Consider the following 22,002-nt stretch of genomic DNA (forward strand, 5'->3'; position numbering starts at 1 on the left):
TGTAACTTATAAAACTAGTGCTAGTGTAAAAACTAGTACGAATACTAAAGCCAAGGTAAAGGCTAAGCAGTTAAATTAAGATAAGGAACGCTATGAGTGATGTTTGGTTAGCAAGACGACTTAAAAAAGTGACAAACAGGCAGCAAGATCACCGTGACCCTTTCCAGCGAGATCGTGCTCGAGTAATGCACTCTGCCTCTTTTCGTCGCTTGCAGTCTAAAACCCAAGTGATGGGTAGCGGACAAAGTGATTTTTACCGTACTCGCTTAACCCATTCATTAGAAGCAGCACAAATAGGCTCCGGCATTACCGCACAACTGCGCTATAAATTTCCCGAACTCTGTAATGCCCTTTTTCCTACTAGCGATAGCTTAATAGAAACCATTTGCTTAGCCCATGACATCGGTCATCCTCCATTCGGCCATGGTGGGGAAATAGCATTAAATTATATGATGCGAGATCATGGTGGTTTTGAGGGTAACGGCCAAACACTTCGCATTGTGGCGCGCTTAGAAACATTTAGTGAACACTTTGGTATGAATTTAACCCGAAGGACACTACTTGGTTTAATGAAGTACCCACAATTACTAGAAACGCTTAGCAAAGAGATAAAGCCAACCCGTGTTGGAAACTTTCGACAACTTAAAGCCAACGAGTGGCATCCCGCTAAAGGTTTGTATAGGGACGATCAAGATATTATTGACTGGATACTTGAACCTTTATCAACAGCTGATAGGACTTTATTTCAAAGTATGAGTTGCCAAAGTATAGGCAAGCAAAACCTACGCTTGCAAGACAAAAGCACCCATCATAAAACCCGTTTCAAGTCACTCGACTGCTCTATCATGGAGTTAGCCGATGATATTGCCTATGGTATTCATGATCTCGAAGACGCCATAGTCACCAAAGTGGTTAACCGTGATGATTTTGACCGAGAAGTAATAAGAAAGTTACAACAAATAGACGATGTTTGGTTGCAAGAATACAGCATGACCTTAACAGACAAGCTATTCAGTGATCATCATCACTTGCAAAAAGATGCTATTGGCGGCTTAGTTAACTACTTAATTACTGCGATTAAATTAACTGATTTAAATGAGCAAGATGATATAAATTTTGCAGAGCCACTGCTCCGTTATAATGCAACCTTATCTGCATCCACAGCAGAAGCACTGAAGATATTTAAAGATTTCGTTTACTTTTATGTCATTAAATTAACCAGTCTTCAGCGCTTAGAATACCGAGGTCAGCAAATAGTAATGGAGCTTTTTGAAGCGTTATCATCTGACCCGATACGCTTATTACCCAGTAATAGCGCTAAACGCTGGCAACAAGCAATAGATAACAAAACAAACTCACAACGAATAATAGCCGATTATATTGCCGGCATGACCGATGATTACGCCACAAGACTTTATCAATCATTGTTTAATGCCCATGGCGCGTCAGATTACCAATTAAACTAAACATACCAATAAATACTACTATTTAAACATGAGATTAATGCAGTCATGCTAGAGATATATGCAGGGAAAAACGCTTTAAAAACTATCCAAGAGCAAGGTTTTAAACAAGAGCTATTTACTAACTTTCTTGGCGCGAGCGGCGGGCCAAAATGGTTTATCTTATTTGGTTTAGATAAATACCTCTTTGGAAATTTTTTCAAAAATAGAACGGCAGAGCTTAATTTAATCGGTTCAAGTGCTGGCGCCTTTCGCGCGGCAGCATTAACACAAAATGATCCGGTACAAGCTATTGAACGCTTAGCTTATACCTATGCAAATACGGTTTATTCCGCCAAACCGAGTCCACAAGAGATATCTAAGCAAGCTGTTTTTATTGTTGACCAACTATTTGCTGAAAATGGCGCTCGTGAGATCATCAACAATAATGTGTTCAAGGCCCACTTTCTAGTCGCTAAATGTAATGGTTTGAGCTCTTTTGATAATAAAATTATGCAAGGTGCTGGTTTAATTAATAGTATGCTGTTGAATAAAATTGATAGAAGGCTGCTCGGTAAGCAATATCAACGCTATATTTTTAAACACCCAAACAGTAATGTGATCATCAAGGATCCGTATAATTTCAGCAACGTATACGAAACGCTAACCCCTAACAATATTAAAAGTGCCTTACTGGCTTCAGGTTCAATTCCTATGGTGATGTCAGGTATCAAGGATATTGAGGGTTCAAAAAATGGTACCTACCGAGATGGCGGTATAATTGATTATCATTTTGACTTTTCATTAAGCAGCAACAGATCTGACAAACAAAGAACCAGTATACGCAGTCCAAAAAATGGCACTACAGAATCAAGGCACGAACTTACGCTTTATCCACATTTTAGCTCCGAGCCCAAAGCAGGATGGTTTGATAAAAGCTCAAACAGAAAAGTATTAGCCAGTAGTTATGAAGACACTGTTTTATTAGCGCCCTCAGAGAAATTTATTCAATCACTACCTTATGGGAAAATTCCCGATAGAACCGACTTTACCAAACTTGATGCACCAACAAGGATTAAATATTGGTTAAAAGTATTAGATGAAACAGATAAATTAGCCGATTGTTTTAATGAATTTGTGGGTAAGCAGGATATAACGAAAATAAAGGCATTTCAGCCTTAGTTTTTAGCATCGTCATTCCAAGTGATAATCTGTCATTTTCAAAGTATCTGATCGGGAATTCATGATATTTTCCCCTAAAATTGCTACTGAGTTTGCATTACACCGAAGCAGTAAGCTTTGAACGAGCTCTAAATCGGGCAATTAAACTCTGGCTAGAAGCAGAGAGTAAATCATCTTCAGCCCCATCTATAGCAGATAAGATTCGGGTTCCTAACTGCTTTCCTAATTCAACGCCCCATTGGTCAAAGGAATTCACTTGCCATAAAACCCCTTGAACAAATATTTTATGTTCGTATAGCGCGAGCAGAGAACCGATGGTTTCAGGAGTTAATAAGTCCATAACCAGCGTATTACTTGGAGTATTACCTTTCATGGTTTTATGCGGAGCAATGAGTGATATTTCAGCGATAGATAAAGCACTCATCTCTAGCTCACTTTCTACTTGTGTTAATGTTTTGCCCTGCATTAAGGCTTCACTTTGCGCAAAACAATTGGCTACGAGCACTTTGTGATTTTCGGTATATTGGCTTCGACCTTTTAAGGCAACAATAAAATCTGTTGGAATGATATCATCACTTTGATGCATTAACTGCATGAAAGCATGCTGCCCGTTAGTGCCCTCTTGACCAAAAACAACAGGAGCCGTTAACCAAGACAATTTATCCCCTGATTTTGATACAGACTTACCATTACTTTCCATGTCTGTTTGTTGTAAATAGCCTGGTAAAGCTCTTAACGAATGAGCATAAGGTAAAATAGCTAAAGTCGGGTACTCAAGTGCATTACGATTCCAAATGCCAAGCAATGCCATAATAACCGGCATATTGTTTTTAAAATCAGTTGATGTAAAATGCATATCCATCTCGTATGCACCTTGTTTTAACTTATTAAAATTATCATTACCTATAGCAAGAGCAAGAGGTAATCCTACCGTTGACCATATAGAAAAACGGCCTCCAACCCAATCCCACATCGGCAAAATATGCTTTACATTAATTCCGAACTCTTTTGCTGCTTCAATATTACTGCTCACTGCAAACCATTGTTTTTCAATGGCCGCTGTAACATTGTTTAGCTTCGTATTTTTTTCAGACGCACAAGATAACATCCACTGCTTCACAGCCTTTGCGTTTAGCATGGTTTCTTGCGTGGTAAAGGTTTTCGAAATCACGACAACGAGTGTTGTTTCTGAGTTTAGCTTCTTCAGCTTTTCTTCAAGTGCCCCGCCATCAACATTAGCAATAACATGAACAGCGATAGACAAGTCTCGATAATGCTCTAAAGCTGACAAGCTAACTTTCACACCATAATATGAGCCACCAATACCAATGGCTAAAACATCAGTAAAACGCTGACCAGTATGACTAGTTAGAATACCTTTTTGTACATCATTAACTACTTTAGCCATTTGCAGTTCAGCTGCTTCAACCTCATTGGCAAGTGTATCGCCGAGTATCTTTTGCTTAACTACCTGAGGAGCTCTTAATACTGTATGCAATACAGAGCGCCCTTCTGTATTATTAATCTTATCGCCTTTAAATTGCCCAGTAATACTTTCTGATAGGCCAACTTCTTCAGCTATTTCAATTAATTGTTCTAGTTCAATATCAGTGATATTTTGCTTGGAGTAATCTAAATATAAATGAGATGTCGACAAAGAAAAATTATTAGCACGTTCTTTTTGATCGAACAAAGAAACAATTGAACGTGTTTTTGCATTATTGGCTAATGAGGTTAACTTCTGAATATTCATAAATTACTAATTTTATTGTGCAATCTAGACCTAGGGAACTAGCGTTTGCTTTGTTATGATTATTGATAGAATAGACTAACACTGTATTTTTTATAACCTATTAGAGTCAGGTAATAAAAGGTGTCAGTAAATTAACTTAGTTGTTTAGAGGGAATATTATTAATTTCTGTAGTGAAGAATCTGATCATGAGGTGATTTTTTATCTTCTTACATAGTGTTTACATTCCCTGTAAACAAAGCTCCAGTTTCATTTAGTAACGTCATTCCCGAAGTTTCTGATCAGGAATCCATTAACTTATCTCATCACTGAAGTCTTTTTCATTTCTATTAGCGAAGGTTCTGTGTCCTCTGTGGTGATGTGTCACTATCACTGAGCACTTTCTTACGAGTCAATATTACTAAAAAGCAGACTCTTTCACACTTCTGTTTAACCTTTCACTATTTCTTGTAAATATGCTTTAAAGTCATCAGCCATTTCAGCATGTCTTAGACCATATTCAACATTAGCTTTCATATAACCAAGTTTAGAACCACAATCATGTGACTTACCTGTCATATGAAAAGCCTCAACAGTCTCAATCTTCATCAAACTAGCAATAGCGTCTGTAAGCTGAATTTCATCACCTGCGCCAGGGGGCGTAAATTCGAGCATATCCCATATTTTCTCTGATAGCACATAACGGCCGACCACCGCTAAATTTGAAGGTGCTTCATCAACAGATGGTTTCTCAACAACGGCAGTCATCGCTTTAGACTCACCTGCAACAAGTTCATGACCTTTACAATCGGCCACACCATAGTTGCTCACCATGTCCATAGGAACAGGCTCAACCATAATTTGACTGTGCCCAACCTCATAATAGCGTGTAAGCATCGCCGATAAATTTTCAGTTTTTAAATCGCTACTAGCATCATCTAAAATTACGTCAGGTAAAACGACGACAAATGGTGACTCACCAATAATCGGACGTGCTTTTAAAACAGCATGACCTAAGCCCTTAGCTTCACCTTGGCGTACATGCATGATAGTAACGCCTTTAGGGCAAATAGCTTGTATTTCATCTAATATTTGGCGTTTTACGCGTTTTTCTAGTGTTGTTTCAAGCTCAAATGACTTATCAAAGTGATTCTCAATTGCATTTTTTGAAGAATGCGTTACTAAGACTATCTCTTTAATACCTGCCGCCACACATTCATCTACTATGTATTGGATCATAGGCTTATCGACAATAGGTAACATTTCTTTAGGGATAGCTTTTGTTGCTGGCAGCATACGCGTACCTAAGCCTGCTACGGGGATTACAGCTTTTGTTATTTTGTATGTCATTTTTATCCTTAAATCCTTACAGATAGATAATTCTAAAGGGGCTAGCAAAATTGTTTCAAGGAAATACACTGTTCCATTCAATAATTAAAAATGATACCAGTAGTATCATTCCTTTTTTGAGTAATCTACTAACAGTATACAATCTACTTGCTATAAAACTCTCGATACCATTTTACAAATTCAGCCACCCCTTTTTCTACAGTCACTTGAGATTTATAACCTGCTGCATCAAATAAGTCATTAACTTCTGCATATGTTTGATAAACATCTCCAGCTTGCATTTCACGAAAATTTTTCTTTGCTTCTATGCCAAGTTCATCTTCAATAGCTTTAACAAATCCCATCAAATTAATTGGTGAGCCATGTCCTATATTATAAACAGAGTATGGTGCAGAGCTAGAAGCCGGAGAGCCTTTCTCAACTTTCCATGAGAGATCTCGAGCAGGAATAACATCCGCAATACGAACTACTCCTTCAACAATATCATCTATATGAGTAAAGTCACGCCACATGTCACCATTATTATTAATGTCGATGGTGTCGCCATCTAAAATCTTTTTGGTAAAAATATAGGGCGCCATGTCTGGGCGTCCCCATGAACCGTATACCGTAAAAAATCTCAAGCCAGTCGTTGGAATATCATAAAGGTGAGAATAACTATGCGCCATCAATTCATTAGACTTTTTTGTTGCAGCATAAAGCGATATAGGGTGGTCTACTGAGTCACTCGTCGAAAAAGGAGTTTTATTATTCAAACCATAGACAGAGCTGGAAGAAGCATATATCAAATGCTCTATATTATTATTCCTACAACCTTCAAGAATGGTTAAATGACCTATTAAATTAGAGTCGGCGTAAGCCATCGGATTCTCGATTGAATACCTAACACCCGCTTGTGCCGCTAGGTGAATCACACGATCAAATTTTTCACTGGTAAATAATGCAGCTATTCCTTCTCGCTCTATAAGGTCTAACTTTATAAATCGAAAACAACCGTCATTATTTTTGACATTGTTAATTGCAAACTTGCCTAACTCGGTTAAACGAGCCAGTTTAAGATTGACGTCATAATAATCATTTAAGTTATCAATGCCAACAACATCATGACCTTGTTCACATAAACGCTGTGTTACGTGAAATCCTATGAATCCGGCAGCACCGGTAACTAAAAACTTCATTCTTCTACCTCAATCTGAACCGAATAAATCACGTGTATATACCTTCTCTGAAACAGAACTCAACTCGACGCACATTCTATTTGAAATAATGACATCTGAAATTTGAGTAAACTCATTTAAATCCGGCATAACTTTAGAGTGAAAAAACTCAGCTTCTGTTAATTCAGGTTCAAATATTACAACTTCAATGCCTTTTGCTTTTATTCTTTTCATAATCCCCTGAATAGAAGACGATCTGAAGTTGTCAGAACCACTTTTCATAATCAGTCGATAAACACCAACTACCTTTGGGTTACGCATGATAATAGAATCGGCTATAAAATCTTTCCTGGTGCTATTTGCTTCGACAATGGCACGCACAATATTATTTGGAACATCCTTGTAATTAGCTAATAGCTGCTTAGTATCTTTTGGTAAACAATAACCACCATAACCAAAAGAAGGGTTATTATAATGATTACCAATACGGGGATCTAAACCTACGCCTTCAATAACTTGCTTTGAATCTAAACCATGCGCTTCTGCATAACTGTCTAATTCATTAAAATACGCTACACGCATTGCTAAGTAGGTGTTTGAAAATAACTTGACAGCTTCAGCTTCAGTTGAATCGGTAAATAAAATATTAATATTTTGTTTTATAGCACCTTGTGCTAATAAATTAGCAAAAACTTCAGCACGTTGACTTTTTTCTCCAACAATGATTCTTGATGGATGTAAGTTATCATAAAGAGCCTTTCCTTCACGTAGGAATTCAGGAGAGAATATTATATTTTCACAATTAAACTGTTCTTTTACACTTTGTGTATAACCCACCGGAACAGTTGATTTAATAATCATAACAGCCGTAGGATTATTTGCTAAAACATCTTTAATAACTGCCTCAACAGATGAAGTGTTAAAATAATTAGTTTCTGGGTCATAATCTGTAGGTGTTGCTATTACAACAAAGTCAGCATTTGCATATGCTGATTCTTTATCTAATGTCGCTTTAAAATTAAGTTTTTTATTAGATAAAAAATATTCAATTTCAGTGTCAGAAATTGGTGATTTTTTATTATTTAAGAGATTAACTTTCTCTTCAATTATATCGACTGCGACAACTTCATTATGTTGTGCTAACAGCATTGAATTAGATAACCCAACGTAGCCTGTACCAGCTATAGCTATTTTCATTTTTATTCCTGTTGTTTATACTTGGTAAAATTTTTAAACCAACGAACTAATTTAGTAACACCGAAACTACTTAATATTTCCATAAGCACAGATTTTAATGCTATTTATCTATAACGAACCACTTTATTATACCTAGTTAGCGTAGTAGATCGTATTTTAGCTTTTAAATTAGATGTGAATTATATCAAGGAATACCAAAACAAAAGTTGATCAACTATAAAAAAGCGAACTTGTCATATAGTCGCGACTTTTGGACTGATAACTTGAATTTCACTGAGCAGTTGTCGATTTCCACTATTTAATAAGATAGTTTTTAGTCCAAAATATTTATCCAAATAATTTTAATCGCTTTATCGAAGAATAATTACCAATATAATTTCTTTAAAATCTGCAGTACATACTGATTAATGATGTATTGAATAATTAGTTTATTGATAAAAGCGGTATTTGGGAATCATTTTTCTGGCTGATAGCATTATAGGGCCAAGGTCAGCTAAAGAGATTACAACTTTCGTTATTCTGTTGTTAAACTAAATTATTAAGCTTTAGCTTTAGCTTTAGCTTGCCAAACTAGATCACAAATACCATCTTTGGGAACAAAGCCTGTAGGTGCTTCTAAAAGTATTCTACGGATTGCTTCATGTGAGAAGTTGTGACAGGCATCATCAAGTCGAATGAGTAATTTTTCTAAAGCCTCCCATGTCAACAGTGTTTCGTGTGCTGACATAATTCGTCGATGATCGGTTTGTGTTACATCATCGCCTATCAATAACTCTTCAAACAATTTTTCACCTTGTCTCAGACCTGTGTACTTGATTTCTATATCACCATCAGGATTAAGCTTATCCTTAACATTCATTCCGCTTAAATGGATCATCTTAACTGCAAGGTCAGATATCTTAACGGGATCTCCCATATCTAAAACGAATACATCACCACCGGTCCCCATAGCTCCTGCCTGAATAACTAACTGAGCAGCTTCAGGTATTGTCATAAAATAACGAATAATATCTGGATGAGTTACGGTAATAGGGCCTCCACACTTTATTTGATCTCTAAATAAGGGGACAACAGAACCTGACGATCCTAAAACATTACCAAAGCGCACCATGCAATAACGTGTATTAGATTCTTTCCGAGCTAACGCTTGTAAAATCAACTCTGCCATTCGTTTAGTTGTACCCATAACATTCGTTGGCCGTACAGCTTTATCCGTGGAAATAAGCACAAATGTTTCAACTTTAGCTTCCATAGCCGCTTCAGCCGCATAAAGAGTACCAAATACATTATTTCGAACCCCTTCAACAACATTATGCTCAACGACTGGTACGTGTTTATAAGCTGCAGCGTGATAAACAGTTTGCACCTTAAAGGTGCGCATAACAGTCATCATTCTATTTTTTCTCTGGACGGAACCAAGTAAAGGTACAACCTGACAATCATACCCTAATTCATCAGCCTGCTTTTGCAGTTCTCCATTAATCTGGTATAAGGCAAATTCTGAGAGTTCAAATAAGATTAATTTTGTTGGCTTTTGTTTTAAGATTTGACGGCAAAGTTCTGAACCAATAGAGCCACCAGCACCTGTAACCATAACAATTTTTTCGTAGGTATTAGCTTTCAATAGACACTGATCAGGTTTGACTGGGTCACGTCCTAGTAAATCCTCGATGGAAACTTCACGAAGTTCATCAATTCTAGCTTTACCACTAACTAAGTCTGCAGAGCCCGGGATTGAGAGAATCTCAACAGGTAATGCTTCTATTTTGCTTAAAACTCGCGCAATGCGCTTTTTATTCTCTCTTGGCATAGCAAGTAAAAGACGCGAAACAGAAGAATCTTCAATCAGGCGAGAAAGATCATTACGTCTATAAACAGTTATTCCTTGGATAATACGTTTATGAATTCTAACGTCATCATCAATAAACGCAACTGGATAGTATTCATCCCCGTGTAGTAAAGACTGTGCAAGTTGTCTTCCCGCAGAGCCTGCACCGTAGATGATAACCTTTTCTTTATGCTTATTTTTTATTGGTGAGGATGCGATAAATGTTCGCATCAAAAAACGGCTACCACCGACTAAAACCAATAAGAAGGCCGAAAATATTACAGGAACAGTACGAGGTAAATCTATATTTAGAAAGAAAGATAAAAAAACTAAAGCTACTGTAGTAAAGCATACTGACAAAGCAATACTCACAGCCGCTTTACTATTTATATATCTGAGAACGGCCCTATATAGTCCAAGTTTAACATTAGCAATTAAGGTAATAGGCACTAAAAAAGCAAGTAGAATCCATGAAGGGGTATGAAAAAAGATAGATGTTGTATCTAAACGAACAAGCATTGCAGTCCAAAAAGCAACACTCACAAAACAAAGATCTGAAAAGAGAGAAATGATCCGCTTGGTAGGTCTAGAAGCTTTAAATAAAAAATCCATATAAAAAGGAGTCACTTGTTTAAATTGTGAATTAATAAAATATTTACGAATACGACATTATACACAATGTCTATGATTATGACATTTAAATGATGTTGAGTTTTCGTAACTTAAACAATAAATTACTAATATCAATAGAAAGTGAATAGTTCGAGCTAAGGTTTTACAGTTTGAATTATACATCAACTAACCCGATCTCCCGATCCACTACCACTTGCTGTTTGAATTATATATCTAAAGTATTTTTTAATTGTGAATGTTCTAATCATTTTCTGGTCTGTCTCTGCCAATAATTTAGGGGTAGACATATCAATAGTATTAACTTGTGCAAGTCCTGTGATACCAGGTAATACACTATAAACACCACAATTATCACGTTCAAATATTAACTCTTCTTGATTGAATAAATTAGGGCGAGGTCCTACAAAACTCATTTCACCTTTTAACACATTAATTAACTGAGGTAATTCATCAATTTTTGTTTTACGTAGAAAACCACCTAATTTAGTAATAGAAGTGGTACTTGCTAGGTGGCTAGCGACTGATTTTGTATCAACCGACATAGTACGAAATTTAATAAGATTAAATGGTTTTTTATTTTTTCCTACTCGCGGTTGGATAAAAATCGGCGATCTCGTATCAAAATAACCAAGGATAATAACAATAAGTAATATTGGAAAAGTGACAATCAGACCAAAAAAAGCCATTAAAAAATCGAGTATGCGAATTAAAATATGATTCATAAATATTTTATCATTTTTTGGTTAAACGACTGAAAGTATCAGCCATAGTAAAAGGAGGATTCCAATTAAGCAAATTTCTAGCCCTGCTTGAGTTCACTTGAAGATCACCAACTAGCTGGTCAACTTGAGCTTGTTTACCGGTAAGTTTCCCTAGCAATTTAAAAATAAAATTGGGGACTGGAAATTGCAACAAACGTTTATCTAAGCCTTTTGCAATTCCTTTGGTAAATTCTTTAATAGAAATATCCACACCATCTGAAATACAAAATATTTCGTTTTTCGCCTTTGGATGTTCAATACAAACCGAGATAAAATTCGATAAGTTATCTACAGAAATGAAACTGCGCTTATTATTACAGAAACCAAAAGGCAACACTGGTACTTTATTTATTAAATTAACTAATTTGCCAAAATTACCAGGCGCATTTTTCCCATAAACAAGAACAGGACGAATAATAACAACTTCTAAATCTGTCTCATCGGCTATTTTCAACAATGCATTTTCAGCAGCAAACTTTGACTGTGTGTATTGTGAATGTGGCGAGACAATTGAAGAGTCATCGAATATTTTTTTACCTGTAGTATCACAACCTAAAACCCCGATTGAGCTAATAAATATAAAACGTCTAACCCCTGCTTTGGCTGCTTGTTTGCCTAGGTGATCGGTACCATTAACATTTACTTCATTTAGTATTTTCAAGTCATCTGAGTTATTATGTGCAATTGATGCAAGATGCACAATAGTATCAATACCTACTAAATGTGAAAACCAATCAGTTTCCCCATTAATATTAAGTTCAATCTCCCGACTTTTTGAAAGTTTGTTTTTATCTATTTTTCTGACTTGTTTTACTATTGTACAACTGTCATTAATTGTTTTGCATAAACAAGAACCGACAAAGCCATTTGCGCCTGTTATTAATACTTTTTTTTTATTCATCTGTAATTATTCTTTCTTGCAATATATTGATTAAATTTTTAGTTTGACAGACCATATTGAAATGCTCATTAAAATACTTGATTCCGCTAGCCCCCATTTTGTTTCTTTCAAATTCATCCATCAAATGTAGTCGTCTAATATTTTTTTCAAGTTCATCAGAATTACCAGCTTCAGATACTAAGCCACAGTTTGATGCTTGAATAACTTTAGAGCCCTCACCATTTAGAGCAGCAATAATGGGTTTACCCGCAGATAAGTAACTTTGGATTTTACTTGGTATAGTAAGGTTAATAATTTCATTATCGGTTAAAGTTACAAGTAGAGCATCTGACTTATTATAAACAGAAGCCATAACCTCCATCGGGAGTCGGCCTACTATTGCAAGGTTATTCAAATTGCGAGTTTTCTTTTGCTCTTTTAACCATTCTAATTCACTGCCACTACCAACTAAAACAATTTTAAAATTGATAAGATCATTCATTTTTTCAGCGACATCTACAATAGTTGCTAATGATTGCGCTTTACCCAGATTTCCAGCAAAAACCACACAAAAAGAACTATCTAACAATGTACTTATCTTTTCAGGAAGCTCGATTTCTGCAATATTTCCTGGTATTTTTATTGAATTTGGGTAGTAAATAATTTTACTATTTTTTACATATTCAGAGATCGGTTTGTGAAAACCTTTTGACTGGATAAGTATTCCATCACAGCAGCTATAAATCCACCTTACCATTAACTTAACAATAGCTAATACAACTGTATTCTTTACATAACCAGTTGCTACTAGGCTCTCAGGCCATAAGTCCTGCACCCATAAAAAAAGTTTCTTTTTTGTTTTCCATTTATAAATTATTGCTGGAATGACTGAGGTTATAGGAGATAGTCCAAAAGAAAATATCACATCAAAGTCTTTCTCTTCAATTCGATTTAAATACCTCGTACCAGAAAAGACAAAAGATAAATAGTTTAATAATAAATTTTTAGCTCCTGATTTCCCACGAGGTCTTAAAGGTACTCGATACACCTTAACAGAATCATTAAAGAGTTCTTTCTTAAATCCCTTTGAAGAGAACCCTGAGTAGATTTCACCTTCCGGATAATTTGGCTTACCAGTATAAACTACAACTTCATGGCCCTCTTCTACAAGGGTTTTAACAAGATCATTGATAATAAAGGGCTCTGGATAAAAGTATTGTGAAACAAGCAATATTTTCATTACTTTTTCCAAACAAATTTATTAACATAATCTGTATAACTAGTAATAATTCGTACCACTTTATCTGATACATTTGGTGCAACGTAATCAGCGACTATATTCAGAGTTCGTTTATCACCATCGTTTTGATCTTCCAATATGTCAATAGCCTGTAATATCCGATCAATCTCCATACCAGTAAACATAACCGCGCCTTCTTCAAAACCCTCTGGTCTTTCTTGGGCTTCACGAATATTGAGCGCTGAAAAGTTCATAATAGAAGACTCTTCGGTAATAGTCCCACTGTCACTTAAGACTAATTTAGAATCACATTGAAGCTTTACGTAATCAGAAAACCCTAGTGGTTTTAACAGTTGAACCAATGGTGAAAACTGAAGGTTTAACGCTTCTATTTTTTTACGGGTTCTCGGGTGCGTTGAAACAATAATTGGTAAACCAAAGTTATCTGCAAGCGTATTTAACACGCTAACATATTTATGAATATTTGATTCTGAATCAACATTTTCTTCTCGGTGAACACTGACAACAAAGTATTTTCCCACTTCAAGCGCTAAACGAGACAATACATTGGATGAATTAATACTCTCTTTATAAAAAGACAGTACCTCATCCATCGGGCTACCAGTTTTGATTATGAATTCAGGCTTTAACCCTTCGCGTAATAGATATTCACGAGCAATATCACTATACGGCATATTAACATCAGATATATGATCAACTATTTTACGATTTATCTCTTCCGGCACACGCAGATCAAAACAACGATTTCCCGCTTCCATATGAAAAATTGGAATTTTTCTACGTTTTGCAGAAATAGCAGAAAGCGCACTATTGGTGTCACCTAAAATAAGTAATGCATCAGGCTGCAGATCAGAGAAAACTTTATCTGATTTACTGATAACTTGTGCCATTGTATCAGCGGCCGTTTCACCCGCACATTCTAAAAACACATCTGGAGCACGAATACCTAAATCATCAAAAAATATCTGGTTTAACTCATAATCATAATTTTGACCAGTATGAATTAATGTATGGTCGCAGTATTTATCTAATTTGGCGATTGTTCTAGATAAACGGATAATCTCTGGCCGAGTACCTACAATGGTTGCTACTTTTAATTTTTGCATCTGTATTTCTCATATCTATATTTATAGTCATCATGCATTTCTGAAATAAGTGCCTTCCACGAAGGTATTTCTAAATTTAATGCATCACGTAATCGATTTGAACTTAATGAACGATCTATATGTAGATCGGTTGATTCGATTATCTCTATCTTTTTACAGTATTTTTCTGCAATAGCATGGAGCAATGTAAATTTATCGATTGGCTCAACACTTAACTGATATAAGCCAACCAAGTCACTTGCAGGTAGTATTTTTTCAATAAGGAACCGAGCAATAACACAAGTTGGTAAGCCCGAAAAAATTGCTTTAGAAAAACCTTTTGTTCTACTTTCTTGAGATAAGAACCAGTCAACTAAACTTACAGTCGAGTTTAACTCATGACCTATTATTGAAGTTCTAAGCGTAAGATGAGGAGCATAATCAACTTCACCTAAACATTTTGAACGACCATATAAATCTAAAGCATCAGGTGTATCGTTCTCTGTGTATAAGCCTTTTTTTCCATCAAAAATACAATCAGTAGAAAAATGAATTAATTTGCATGAATAGTTATCACATAAACTCGCAAGCTGATGAGGCAACAGACTATTGATAGCAATTGCATCGACATGCTGCTTTGAAATACTATGTTGTTTAATTAAACCAATACAGTTAATAACTACAGCGGGGTTAATTACTTTAAAAACAGCTTCTATAGTTGCTAAATCACTGACATCAACACCTTTGAAAAGCCTCTTTTCACAATCACTGAAAAATGGCTCTTTACCCTCAATACTACGAACCGTACCATAAACATCTAAATGAGCTGCATCACTGAGGCCCTGAAACAGGCTATAACCAAGCATACCTGTTGCACCAATAATTAAAACTTTCATTTATACACCTTCTGGAACAGATACATTACCCGACTCTATTTCACGCATAAAATTGAGCTTACGTAGCAAGGTTTTCATTCCCTCAACATCTAAACGCTCAGTATTGTGTGAGTTATAATCCTCTACCGCAGATAAGTCTTGTTCACCTTCTTCAAAGTATTTTGAATAATTCAAATCACGATTATCAGCAGGTATACGGTAATAATCACCTTGATCTTGAGCGACAAACATCTCTTCACGACTACACAATGCTTCAAATAGCTTCTCACCATGTCGTGTACCAATCACATTAACCTGATGTTCAGGTTTGCTTATCATTTCGAGAATAGCTTGAGTTAAAACCTTGATCGTTGCAGCTGGTGCTTTTTGTACAAAAATATCACCGTTGGTACCATGCTCAAAAGCATGTAATACCAAATCAACCGCATCATCTAATGTCATCATAAAACGCGTCATTGACGGATCCGTAATTGTCAGTGGTGTGCCTTCAATAATTTGACGGATAAATAACGGAATAACAGAGCCACGAGACGCCATCACGTTACCATATCGCGTACCAGATATAACCGTATTAGTACCTTCTAAGTTACGGCTTTTAGCAACAATTACTTTTTCCATCATTGCTTTAGATATGCCCATTGCATTGATCGGGTAAACAGCTTTATCTGTACTTAAGCAAACCACACGACTTACACCATGAAAAATTGCAGACTCTAAAACATTTTCGGTACCGAGGACATTTGTTTTAACAGCCTCTAATGGATAGAACTCACAAGAGGGAACCTGTTTTAATGCTGCAGCATGGAACACATAATCAACGCCACGCATCGCGGTTGAAATACTTTGCGGGTCACGAACATCACCGATATAAAACTTTAAATTGGCATTATTAAAGGTTTTACGCATATCATCTTGTTTTTTCTCATCACGAGAGAAGATGCGGATTTCTTTTATCCCCGTATTTAAAAAACGTTTCAATACTGCGTTACCAAAAGATCCTGTACCGCCAGTTATTAACAAAACTTTATCATTAAACATCATTAAATATCCCAATCACCTTTAAACACATTTGAATTTTTTGAAATAGATTTAAATGATAAATTATAAAAAACATCATAAAAATTTTCCTCATTATAAAATAAATTAATATTTTCTATACCCTCTTTTTCTATAATTCCCTCTATATATTTTGCTTTATATGCTATAACAGGAGTTTCGCAGTATAATGATTCAAAAATAGGTAAACAAACAGTTTCGAAAGTAGATGTAATGAGCACAACCTCGCTTGTAGAGATTTGCCTGTAAAATTCACTCTTTTCCAACATTCCTATAAAATGAATATTATTAAAATCCCCCTCAAGTTCTATCTTTTCGGATGTAATATAAAAATTGAGAGATGAATTAATTTCCGCCAACTTATATACTAATTTGATATTTTTATGTTTATCTAATGGATTCGTAATAGGCACTAAAATCTTATTTTTCTCCCTGGAAGAATAAATGGTATTACTTATCCGTTTTATTCCTGGCCATTTGACATCTCCATCCAGTCCAAAGCCAAAAGTACGTATAAAATCATCTTTAACCATTTGTGTTTGAAAAACATATTTAACTTTAGATTGGAAAATTTTTAAGTATCCCCTAATAAGTTTATATTTCATATCCCCTGACTGAATAATTAGATAATTATGGAAGTAAGTGACTCTATTTTTAAAAGGAAAAATAAGATTGTAATTATTGAAGTTAATTGTTTTTATACAATCAAAATACACATAATAGAAACTTAATAAAAAAGCATTAAAAATGAGAGAAATAAAACCATTAGTTTCCTTTTTTATCCATCTATAGTTTTTTGGACATACTTCAGGTTGGTGTGGTGAAAGAATAATATAAAAATTATCACAGTTAACTTTTTTTTCACAAAATAATTCTAAAATAGCCTTCCCACCACCATATTTCGCAGCAGTAGCGCTAATTAGAACGTTACAATTTTCCATCTAACCTTCCTTTAAAAATTTTAATTATACTTAATGCTGATAGCATTAATATAAAACCAATAGAAAAATAATGTGTCGCTCGTACAAATATTTCTATAATAAAAACAACAATCCAACAGTGAGATAGAATCAAAATAGAAGGAATATTTTTATCATTTTTATGATTCAATATAAATTCAGAGGATACAAAGCATTGCTTCAAATATAGTAAAATCATTAAAATCCCTAACACACCAAATTCAGATATAGATTTAGCACCTAAACTACCACCATCTTTTAAGTTTTTATAAGAACCAACTAAATCATATATCCTTTCGCCAAATTCTCCCGTTTTAAAAGCAATACCCATTTGAAATATGCCTAAACCCAGTCCATTCGTTGCGATTAAAGAGTTTATAGCATCTTGCCACCCCATGAGAAAAACTAATAAGCTAACATTTGTAGTGTCTTCATCGTATGTCATCCGACTTGTAAAATAAATAAGAGTATCTGGGTTTGCATCTTTCAACGAATAGAACAAAAAAAACCCTATAGTGGTAAAAAATAAAATAATACATATTCGTAAAACCCCTGTGCCTACAAAAAAAAGATATAACATGATAAGAGAAACTACTAGCATGACACTACTTGGTAAACAAAAAGCTAAAAATAGAGTGCAGCACAGTATCAATACCCGTTGCTTCTGGTTATAAAGCACCCCTGCGGGGATCAAAAAATAAGCAGCAGTTAATGCAAAGTGGCTTGGCTCTGCGAATGGAAATATTGCTTTGTGTAAATTAGTATAACCAGGAAAAGGATAATTGAAGTTAATCAGGATTGAAAAAAATGCGATTATAATGAAATAATACGAGATGTTTCTAATTTGAATATTAAGTTCTTTGTCTTTGAATTTAACTAAAAATTTAGAGAGTAATAATGTAAATAAAAGGAAATAAAAAAATAAAAACCAATTTAGCATAGCTTTATATGATAAAACCTCATAATTCTGAACAACAGAGTTAATGATAGAAAACAGAACAACAAAAGATAATAAAAAATGAAGCCTAGTAAGCCTCACACGAAAACTAAAGATATAAAGCACATGAATTATCAGCATTGATAATACTAGTCCAATTGTCATTGAACCAACATTAAATGTAACCAACATGAAAGAAGGGAAAAAGCTAAGAAAAAACACAGGCAGATATATATTTTTTTCTCCTCTAAAAATAGAGCTTGGGATCACTTTCTAAACTTCCTATGTAGTTTATTTACAATTGGTGAATTTACTGAGAAGTTAAAAACAAACAAAAGACAAAAAACCAAGTCTTTATTCGTGAGACTGCCTCCTTTAAACTTATAGTATAAATACTGAGCGATACATTTCCCTTTACCTCCCACAAACAAGTCTAAAGAATGACTATATACAGAATTAAAGGTGGTATCAGTAATTTGTTTTCTCTCTTTAATCTCTATTAATTTTTGGAACAACTTTTTCCGCATATCATGACCAAAGCATGATTCAAAATATTTAATTGAAACCTCTTTTTTTATAGAACATTGAATCGCATTTTTTTCTTTAGTTATTTGCCCATCATGTTCTCTGTATAAAAGTAAAGTTTCAGGTATATTCCCAAATTTCACACACTGATCCGAAGATATTCTACTCCATAAATCGTAGTCTTGTGCCGCCGGTAATTGATTATATTTATGTTTCTGAAATATTTCTGTTTTACCAATAACACTTGGATGCGCAAATGGTGTTCCAACAATCATTTTAAAGCGTATATCTTCATTACTAATTGGAAGGCGTGTAATGTTTTTATTAATATTACGCCCTGTGAATGTTCTAAAGTATGTGCCACAAATATCTATATCATTATCTAACATATATTTAATTTGTTTTTCAATTCTGTCTAACAGGGCTACATCATCAGCATCCATACGTGCTATGTATAAGCCTTTAGAGCAATTAATGGCTTCATTTAATGAGTAAGCAAGCCCCTTATTATCTCTGCTGATTAAATTAATTCTGCTATCAGATTTAGCGTATTTTTTTAATATGTTTAATGTATTATCAGTGGAACCATCATCCACTATAATTATTTCAATTTCTTTATATGTTTGATTTATTATACTATCTAAAGCTTCCGGCAAAAACACACTACCGTTATACACAGACATTACTACTGAAATTAATGGGTTACTCATTCTCAGACCTTGAAGTTTTGATAAGAAAGGCAATCAATAAAATATTGATTATTGCAACAGCTGAAATTATCCAAGAAACACCATATAATCCTAATTTGTCAATATAAACACTCATTAAAACGAGTAAACATAAAGCAACTATAAGATTAGGAGCAATCAATCTAGATGTAATTCTATGGAAAATAAAGTATGAATTTAAAAAGCCGATAATAGAAAATAAAAAGTTGGGTAGCAACAAAGACGATATTAAATACCCATCAGAAACATATTGAATGTCTAAAAATAAAACAACTAATTGTGAACTGAAAGTATCAAAAATCATGTACAAAATAAAAAAAGAAATAATGCTAACCGCACATACATATTTAGCAGCCTTTTTAAAAGAAATTGTTTCATTGAATATTTTTGGCAAAAAATATAACGAAAAAACACTTAACAAAAAAGTTGGAACTAAGTTAGATACACCTTGCATTAACGAATAGGAGGCTACATCAGCAGCAGTTAGTTTCACAGAGAGTATGCTTCTTACTCCCATATCTCTTGACCACCCGATTAATGAAGTGATAATTAAAGGTAAAGATATTATATATAACCTTCTCTGGAAGATAAAATCAAATTTAGTTTTCGAAAACAATTGAAATGATTGTTTTTTAACTAATATAACAACCGACATCAAAATAATTATCAGCACCGAAAAAGCCTGTGCTGATATAGCTTGTTTATTGGGGAGAAGATAAATGAGAAATGGGACTGTAACAAACGAGATCTTCGTTATTCCCCCGAAGAAGTTTAGCCAAAAGAGAATTGCTTTATCAAAATTTTGATTGAAAAATCCTAAAAAAGGATCTTTTAATCCGAAAAGTATTACTAGAGTAGTAATTAGCGCTTTATTTTCAAAATCAATAACATAAATTATCACCATTGAGACTATAGCTGGAATTAATAAGAAAATAAGAAAATTAAAAATTGGAATTCTATTTAATGTGTGAAATTCTCTTTGGAAATATTGATTAAAAGGAGCAAATAAACACAATGAAAATAAAGTAGAATACGACATTATAGCAAAGTATTCTCCTACTTCTTCTTTCGAAAATACTTGTGCAATAATCTTATTAAATAGCAATAAAAATATCAGAATCACAACCTGATTAGCTGTAGTATATAATAAATTTTTTTTATTGCTTATCAAAGTACATTCCAGCCCTTCGGTATCCCTTTATAATTGCCTACATGATCATTTCGCCAGATCTTTGGACAATACACCACTTTTCCAGGTGTGCTATTGATCCAAGCAGCCCACCAACTAAAAGTAGAGTTTGCGGTTATGTTAATTTGGCATTTCGACATTAAAAACATGTCGTCGTATTCATCAACAGTTGAATCTACAAAAACAACATCCTTAATAAATGAAAAATTTTCTTTACACCAATTAATATCATTTGAAAACACAAAAAACTTGCACTCAGGATAATTATCATTAATTAGGTTTACCGCTTCAGAGTAATAATCAACTGTTAAATTTCGATATTCAGATAATGCCAAATAATCCCCTCTTCTTACATGAATAGAGACTGAATGTGGGGTATTGCAAATCTGCCTTAAATAGTTAGGAACTTTATTTGAAACTTTCCCTTCTAAATCGAATTCTTTAAGTAGTTCACATCGAAAGTCAGAAAAATATTCTTCAGTTTGCCAATACCCATCAAGATATTTTATACTTAAATCAAAAACAGTTTTATCGTATGTAGCTCTTTCTTTTTCTTTGTAATACCCTTTATGGATATTTATTGATGTTGAATTATTTATAAAATCACTAAGGTTACGGTATTTACTACTTTCCAAACCTCTATACTTTATTTTTTCAATTAATGTAGCTTGATCTATAATTATACCAAATCGTTCTAAACTTAATTTAAATTCAGTGCGACTAGAGTTTAATAACTCAGTATCAAATTTGACGGAAGCATTAACTTTATTTTTCAATGCAAAAGCTAAAGCATATTGAAACATTTGATTACCAAGACCGCCATTTATTTTTATAATTTTACTGTTATTCATTGAGAATATTCCTTTAATCAAACTACTTTATTACAAAGACTTTACACGATTTAGGTAACATGATTATTCATCGAAAAATACAGAGAGCCAACCAAGAGTAGGGTTATGCAACATTCTAGATTTAAATTTATAATTTCAAGTTCATTTATTTACAAAATAAGTAAATATGTGAAACAAGATGAACTACATATACTAGAATTCTAGTAGGAGTCTTTTTCCTAATCGCGATGGTTCTTCATCTATTGATACGCGTAGTTGATCATTCGAGTCGCAGCAGAGCTGCGACTATCATCACTAGTCAAAGAAGCTTTAATATCTAGCTTCGAAGAACTAAATCGCTATGCTCATATGTCTT

Annotated in this window: 18 protein-coding genes; 2 read left to right on the top strand and 16 right to left on the bottom strand. The window is 34.3% G+C overall.

From position 1 onward, the window contains the following. The first annotated feature begins 92 nt into the window (after positions 1 to 92). Both CXF79_RS15330 and CXF79_RS15335 read left to right on the top strand, forming a co-directional pair. Positions 93 to 1,466, top strand: a complete 1,374-nt coding sequence (locus tag CXF79_RS15330; RefSeq protein WP_101155970.1) for an anti-phage deoxyguanosine triphosphatase — start codon at positions 93 to 95, stop codon at positions 1,464 to 1,466. A gap of 45 nt (positions 1,467 to 1,511) precedes the next feature. Then, entirely contained in the window at positions 1,512 to 2,624 is a 1,113-nt protein-coding gene (locus CXF79_RS15335) for a patatin-like phospholipase family protein (protein ID WP_101155972.1), read from the top strand. A gap of 97 nt (positions 2,625 to 2,721) precedes the next feature. Here the strand turns inward: CXF79_RS15335 and pgi are convergent, their stop codons facing one another. From pgi to CXF79_RS15415, 16 genes are all read right to left on the bottom strand, one after another. After that, positions 2,722 to 4,377, bottom strand: coding sequence for a glucose-6-phosphate isomerase (pgi, locus tag CXF79_RS15340; protein WP_101155974.1), 1,656 nt, complete (start codon positions 4,375 to 4,377; stop codon positions 2,722 to 2,724). 427 nt (positions 4,378 to 4,804) lie between these two features. Then, positions 4,805 to 5,704 carry a UTP--glucose-1-phosphate uridylyltransferase GalU gene (gene galU / locus CXF79_RS15345; RefSeq protein ID WP_101155976.1) on the bottom strand — a complete coding sequence of 300 codons (900 nt, stop codon included), beginning with the start codon at positions 5,702 to 5,704 and terminating at the stop codon, positions 4,805 to 4,807. Positions 5,705 to 5,847: 143 nt separating this feature from the next. Beyond that, a complete protein-coding gene (locus CXF79_RS15350) occupies positions 5,848 to 6,882 on the bottom strand; it encodes an NAD-dependent epimerase/dehydratase family protein (RefSeq protein WP_101155978.1) in 1,035 nt (344 codons plus the stop codon). Between the two features lie 9 nt (positions 6,883 to 6,891). Further along, a complete protein-coding gene (locus CXF79_RS15355) occupies positions 6,892 to 8,058 on the bottom strand; it encodes a nucleotide sugar dehydrogenase (protein ID WP_101155980.1) in 1,167 nt (388 codons plus the stop codon). Positions 8,059 to 8,596: 538 nt separating this feature from the next. Next, the gene (locus CXF79_RS15360) at positions 8,597 to 10,498 is read right to left on the bottom strand and encodes a nucleoside-diphosphate sugar epimerase/dehydratase (RefSeq protein WP_101155982.1); all 1,902 of its coding nucleotides are present in this window, start codon (positions 10,496 to 10,498) and stop codon (positions 8,597 to 8,599) included. A gap of 182 nt (positions 10,499 to 10,680) precedes the next feature. Continuing rightward, complete coding sequence (locus CXF79_RS15365; protein ID WP_101155984.1) at positions 10,681 to 11,241, bottom strand: sugar transferase; 561 nt, start codon at positions 11,239 to 11,241, stop codon at positions 10,681 to 10,683. Positions 11,242 to 11,251: 10 nt separating this feature from the next. After that, a complete protein-coding gene (locus CXF79_RS15370; protein WP_101155986.1) occupies positions 11,252 to 12,181 on the bottom strand; it encodes an NAD-dependent epimerase/dehydratase family protein in 930 nt (309 codons plus the stop codon). Continuing rightward, positions 12,174 to 13,400, bottom strand: a complete 1,227-nt coding sequence (locus CXF79_RS15375) for a glycosyltransferase family 4 protein (RefSeq protein WP_101155988.1) — start codon at positions 13,398 to 13,400, stop codon at positions 12,174 to 12,176. The genes CXF79_RS15370 and CXF79_RS15375 overlap by 8 nt, the downstream gene beginning before the upstream one ends. Beyond that, complete coding sequence (gene wecB / locus CXF79_RS15380) at positions 13,400 to 14,527, bottom strand: non-hydrolyzing UDP-N-acetylglucosamine 2-epimerase (RefSeq protein ID WP_101155990.1); 1,128 nt, start codon at positions 14,525 to 14,527, stop codon at positions 13,400 to 13,402. Before wecB ends, CXF79_RS15375 begins: the two co-directional genes overlap by 1 nt. Further along, positions 14,515 to 15,402 carry a dTDP-4-dehydrorhamnose reductase family protein gene (locus tag CXF79_RS15385; protein WP_101155992.1) on the bottom strand — a complete coding sequence of 296 codons (888 nt, stop codon included), beginning with the start codon at positions 15,400 to 15,402 and terminating at the stop codon, positions 14,515 to 14,517. Before CXF79_RS15385 ends, wecB begins: the two co-directional genes overlap by 13 nt. Then, complete coding sequence (locus CXF79_RS15390; RefSeq protein ID WP_101156379.1) at positions 15,403 to 16,440, bottom strand: polysaccharide biosynthesis protein; 1,038 nt, start codon at positions 16,438 to 16,440, stop codon at positions 15,403 to 15,405. Between the two features lie 2 nt (positions 16,441 to 16,442). Continuing rightward, complete coding sequence (locus CXF79_RS15395; RefSeq protein ID WP_101155994.1) at positions 16,443 to 17,399, bottom strand: glycosyltransferase; 957 nt, start codon at positions 17,397 to 17,399, stop codon at positions 16,443 to 16,445. Continuing rightward, positions 17,386 to 18,624, bottom strand: coding sequence for a hypothetical protein (locus tag CXF79_RS15400; protein WP_101155996.1), 1,239 nt, complete (start codon positions 18,622 to 18,624; stop codon positions 17,386 to 17,388). The genes CXF79_RS15395 and CXF79_RS15400 overlap by 14 nt, the downstream gene beginning before the upstream one ends. Then, entirely contained in the window at positions 18,621 to 19,589 is a 969-nt protein-coding gene (locus CXF79_RS15405; protein ID WP_101155998.1) for a glycosyltransferase family 2 protein, read from the bottom strand. Before CXF79_RS15405 ends, CXF79_RS15400 begins: the two co-directional genes overlap by 4 nt. Beyond that, positions 19,582 to 20,778, bottom strand: coding sequence for a lipopolysaccharide biosynthesis protein (locus tag CXF79_RS15410; RefSeq protein ID WP_101156000.1), 1,197 nt, complete (start codon positions 20,776 to 20,778; stop codon positions 19,582 to 19,584). The genes CXF79_RS15405 and CXF79_RS15410 overlap by 8 nt, the downstream gene beginning before the upstream one ends. Continuing rightward, positions 20,775 to 21,647, bottom strand: coding sequence for an alpha-1,2-fucosyltransferase (locus tag CXF79_RS15415; protein ID WP_101156002.1), 873 nt, complete (start codon positions 21,645 to 21,647; stop codon positions 20,775 to 20,777). The genes CXF79_RS15410 and CXF79_RS15415 overlap by 4 nt, the downstream gene beginning before the upstream one ends. Positions 21,648 to 22,002: the final 355 nt, after the last annotated feature.

The organism is Colwellia sp. Bg11-28 (assembly GCF_002836245.1).
Lineage (GTDB): Bacteria > Pseudomonadota > Gammaproteobacteria > Enterobacterales > Alteromonadaceae > Colwellia > Colwellia psychrerythraea_A.

What these genes read in the sequence shown, in the direction of transcription:
- CXF79_RS15330 (WP_101155970.1), top strand. Translation starts at nt 93, where the DNA reads ATGAGTGATGTTTGGTTAGCAAGACGACTTAAAAAAGTGACAAACAGG.
- CXF79_RS15335 (WP_101155972.1), top strand. Translation starts at nt 1,512, where the DNA reads ATGCTAGAGATATATGCAGGGAAAAACGCTTTAAAAACTATCCAAGAG.
- pgi (WP_101155974.1), bottom strand. Translation starts at nt 4,377, where the DNA reads ATGAATATTCAGAAGTTAACCTCATTAGCCAATAATGCAAAAACACGT.
- galU (WP_101155976.1), bottom strand. Translation starts at nt 5,704, where the DNA reads ATGACATACAAAATAACAAAAGCTGTAATCCCCGTAGCAGGCTTAGGT.
- CXF79_RS15350 (WP_101155978.1), bottom strand. Translation starts at nt 6,882, where the DNA reads ATGAAGTTTTTAGTTACCGGTGCTGCCGGATTCATAGGATTTCACGTA.
- CXF79_RS15355 (WP_101155980.1), bottom strand. Translation starts at nt 8,058, where the DNA reads ATGAAAATAGCTATAGCTGGTACAGGCTACGTTGGGTTATCTAATTCA.
- CXF79_RS15360 (WP_101155982.1), bottom strand. Translation starts at nt 10,498, where the DNA reads ATGGATTTTTTATTTAAAGCTTCTAGACCTACCAAGCGGATCATTTCT.
- CXF79_RS15365 (WP_101155984.1), bottom strand. Translation starts at nt 11,241, where the DNA reads ATGAATCATATTTTAATTCGCATACTCGATTTTTTAATGGCTTTTTTT.
- CXF79_RS15370 (WP_101155986.1), bottom strand. Translation starts at nt 12,181, where the DNA reads ATGAATAAAAAAAAAGTATTAATAACAGGCGCAAATGGCTTTGTCGGT.
- CXF79_RS15375 (WP_101155988.1), bottom strand. Translation starts at nt 13,400, where the DNA reads ATGAAAATATTGCTTGTTTCACAATACTTTTATCCAGAGCCCTTTATT.
- wecB (WP_101155990.1), bottom strand. Translation starts at nt 14,527, where the DNA reads ATGCAAAAATTAAAAGTAGCAACCATTGTAGGTACTCGGCCAGAGATT.
- CXF79_RS15385 (WP_101155992.1), bottom strand. Translation starts at nt 15,402, where the DNA reads ATGAAAGTTTTAATTATTGGTGCAACAGGTATGCTTGGTTATAGCCTG.
- CXF79_RS15390 (WP_101156379.1), bottom strand. Translation starts at nt 16,440, where the DNA reads ATGTTTAATGATAAAGTTTTGTTAATAACTGGCGGTACAGGATCTTTT.
- CXF79_RS15395 (WP_101155994.1), bottom strand. Translation starts at nt 17,399, where the DNA reads ATGGAAAATTGTAACGTTCTAATTAGCGCTACTGCTGCGAAATATGGT.
- CXF79_RS15405 (WP_101155998.1), bottom strand. Translation starts at nt 19,589, where the DNA reads ATGAGTAACCCATTAATTTCAGTAGTAATGTCTGTGTATAACGGTAGT.
- CXF79_RS15415 (WP_101156002.1), bottom strand. Translation starts at nt 21,647, where the DNA reads ATGAATAACAGTAAAATTATAAAAATAAATGGCGGTCTTGGTAATCAA.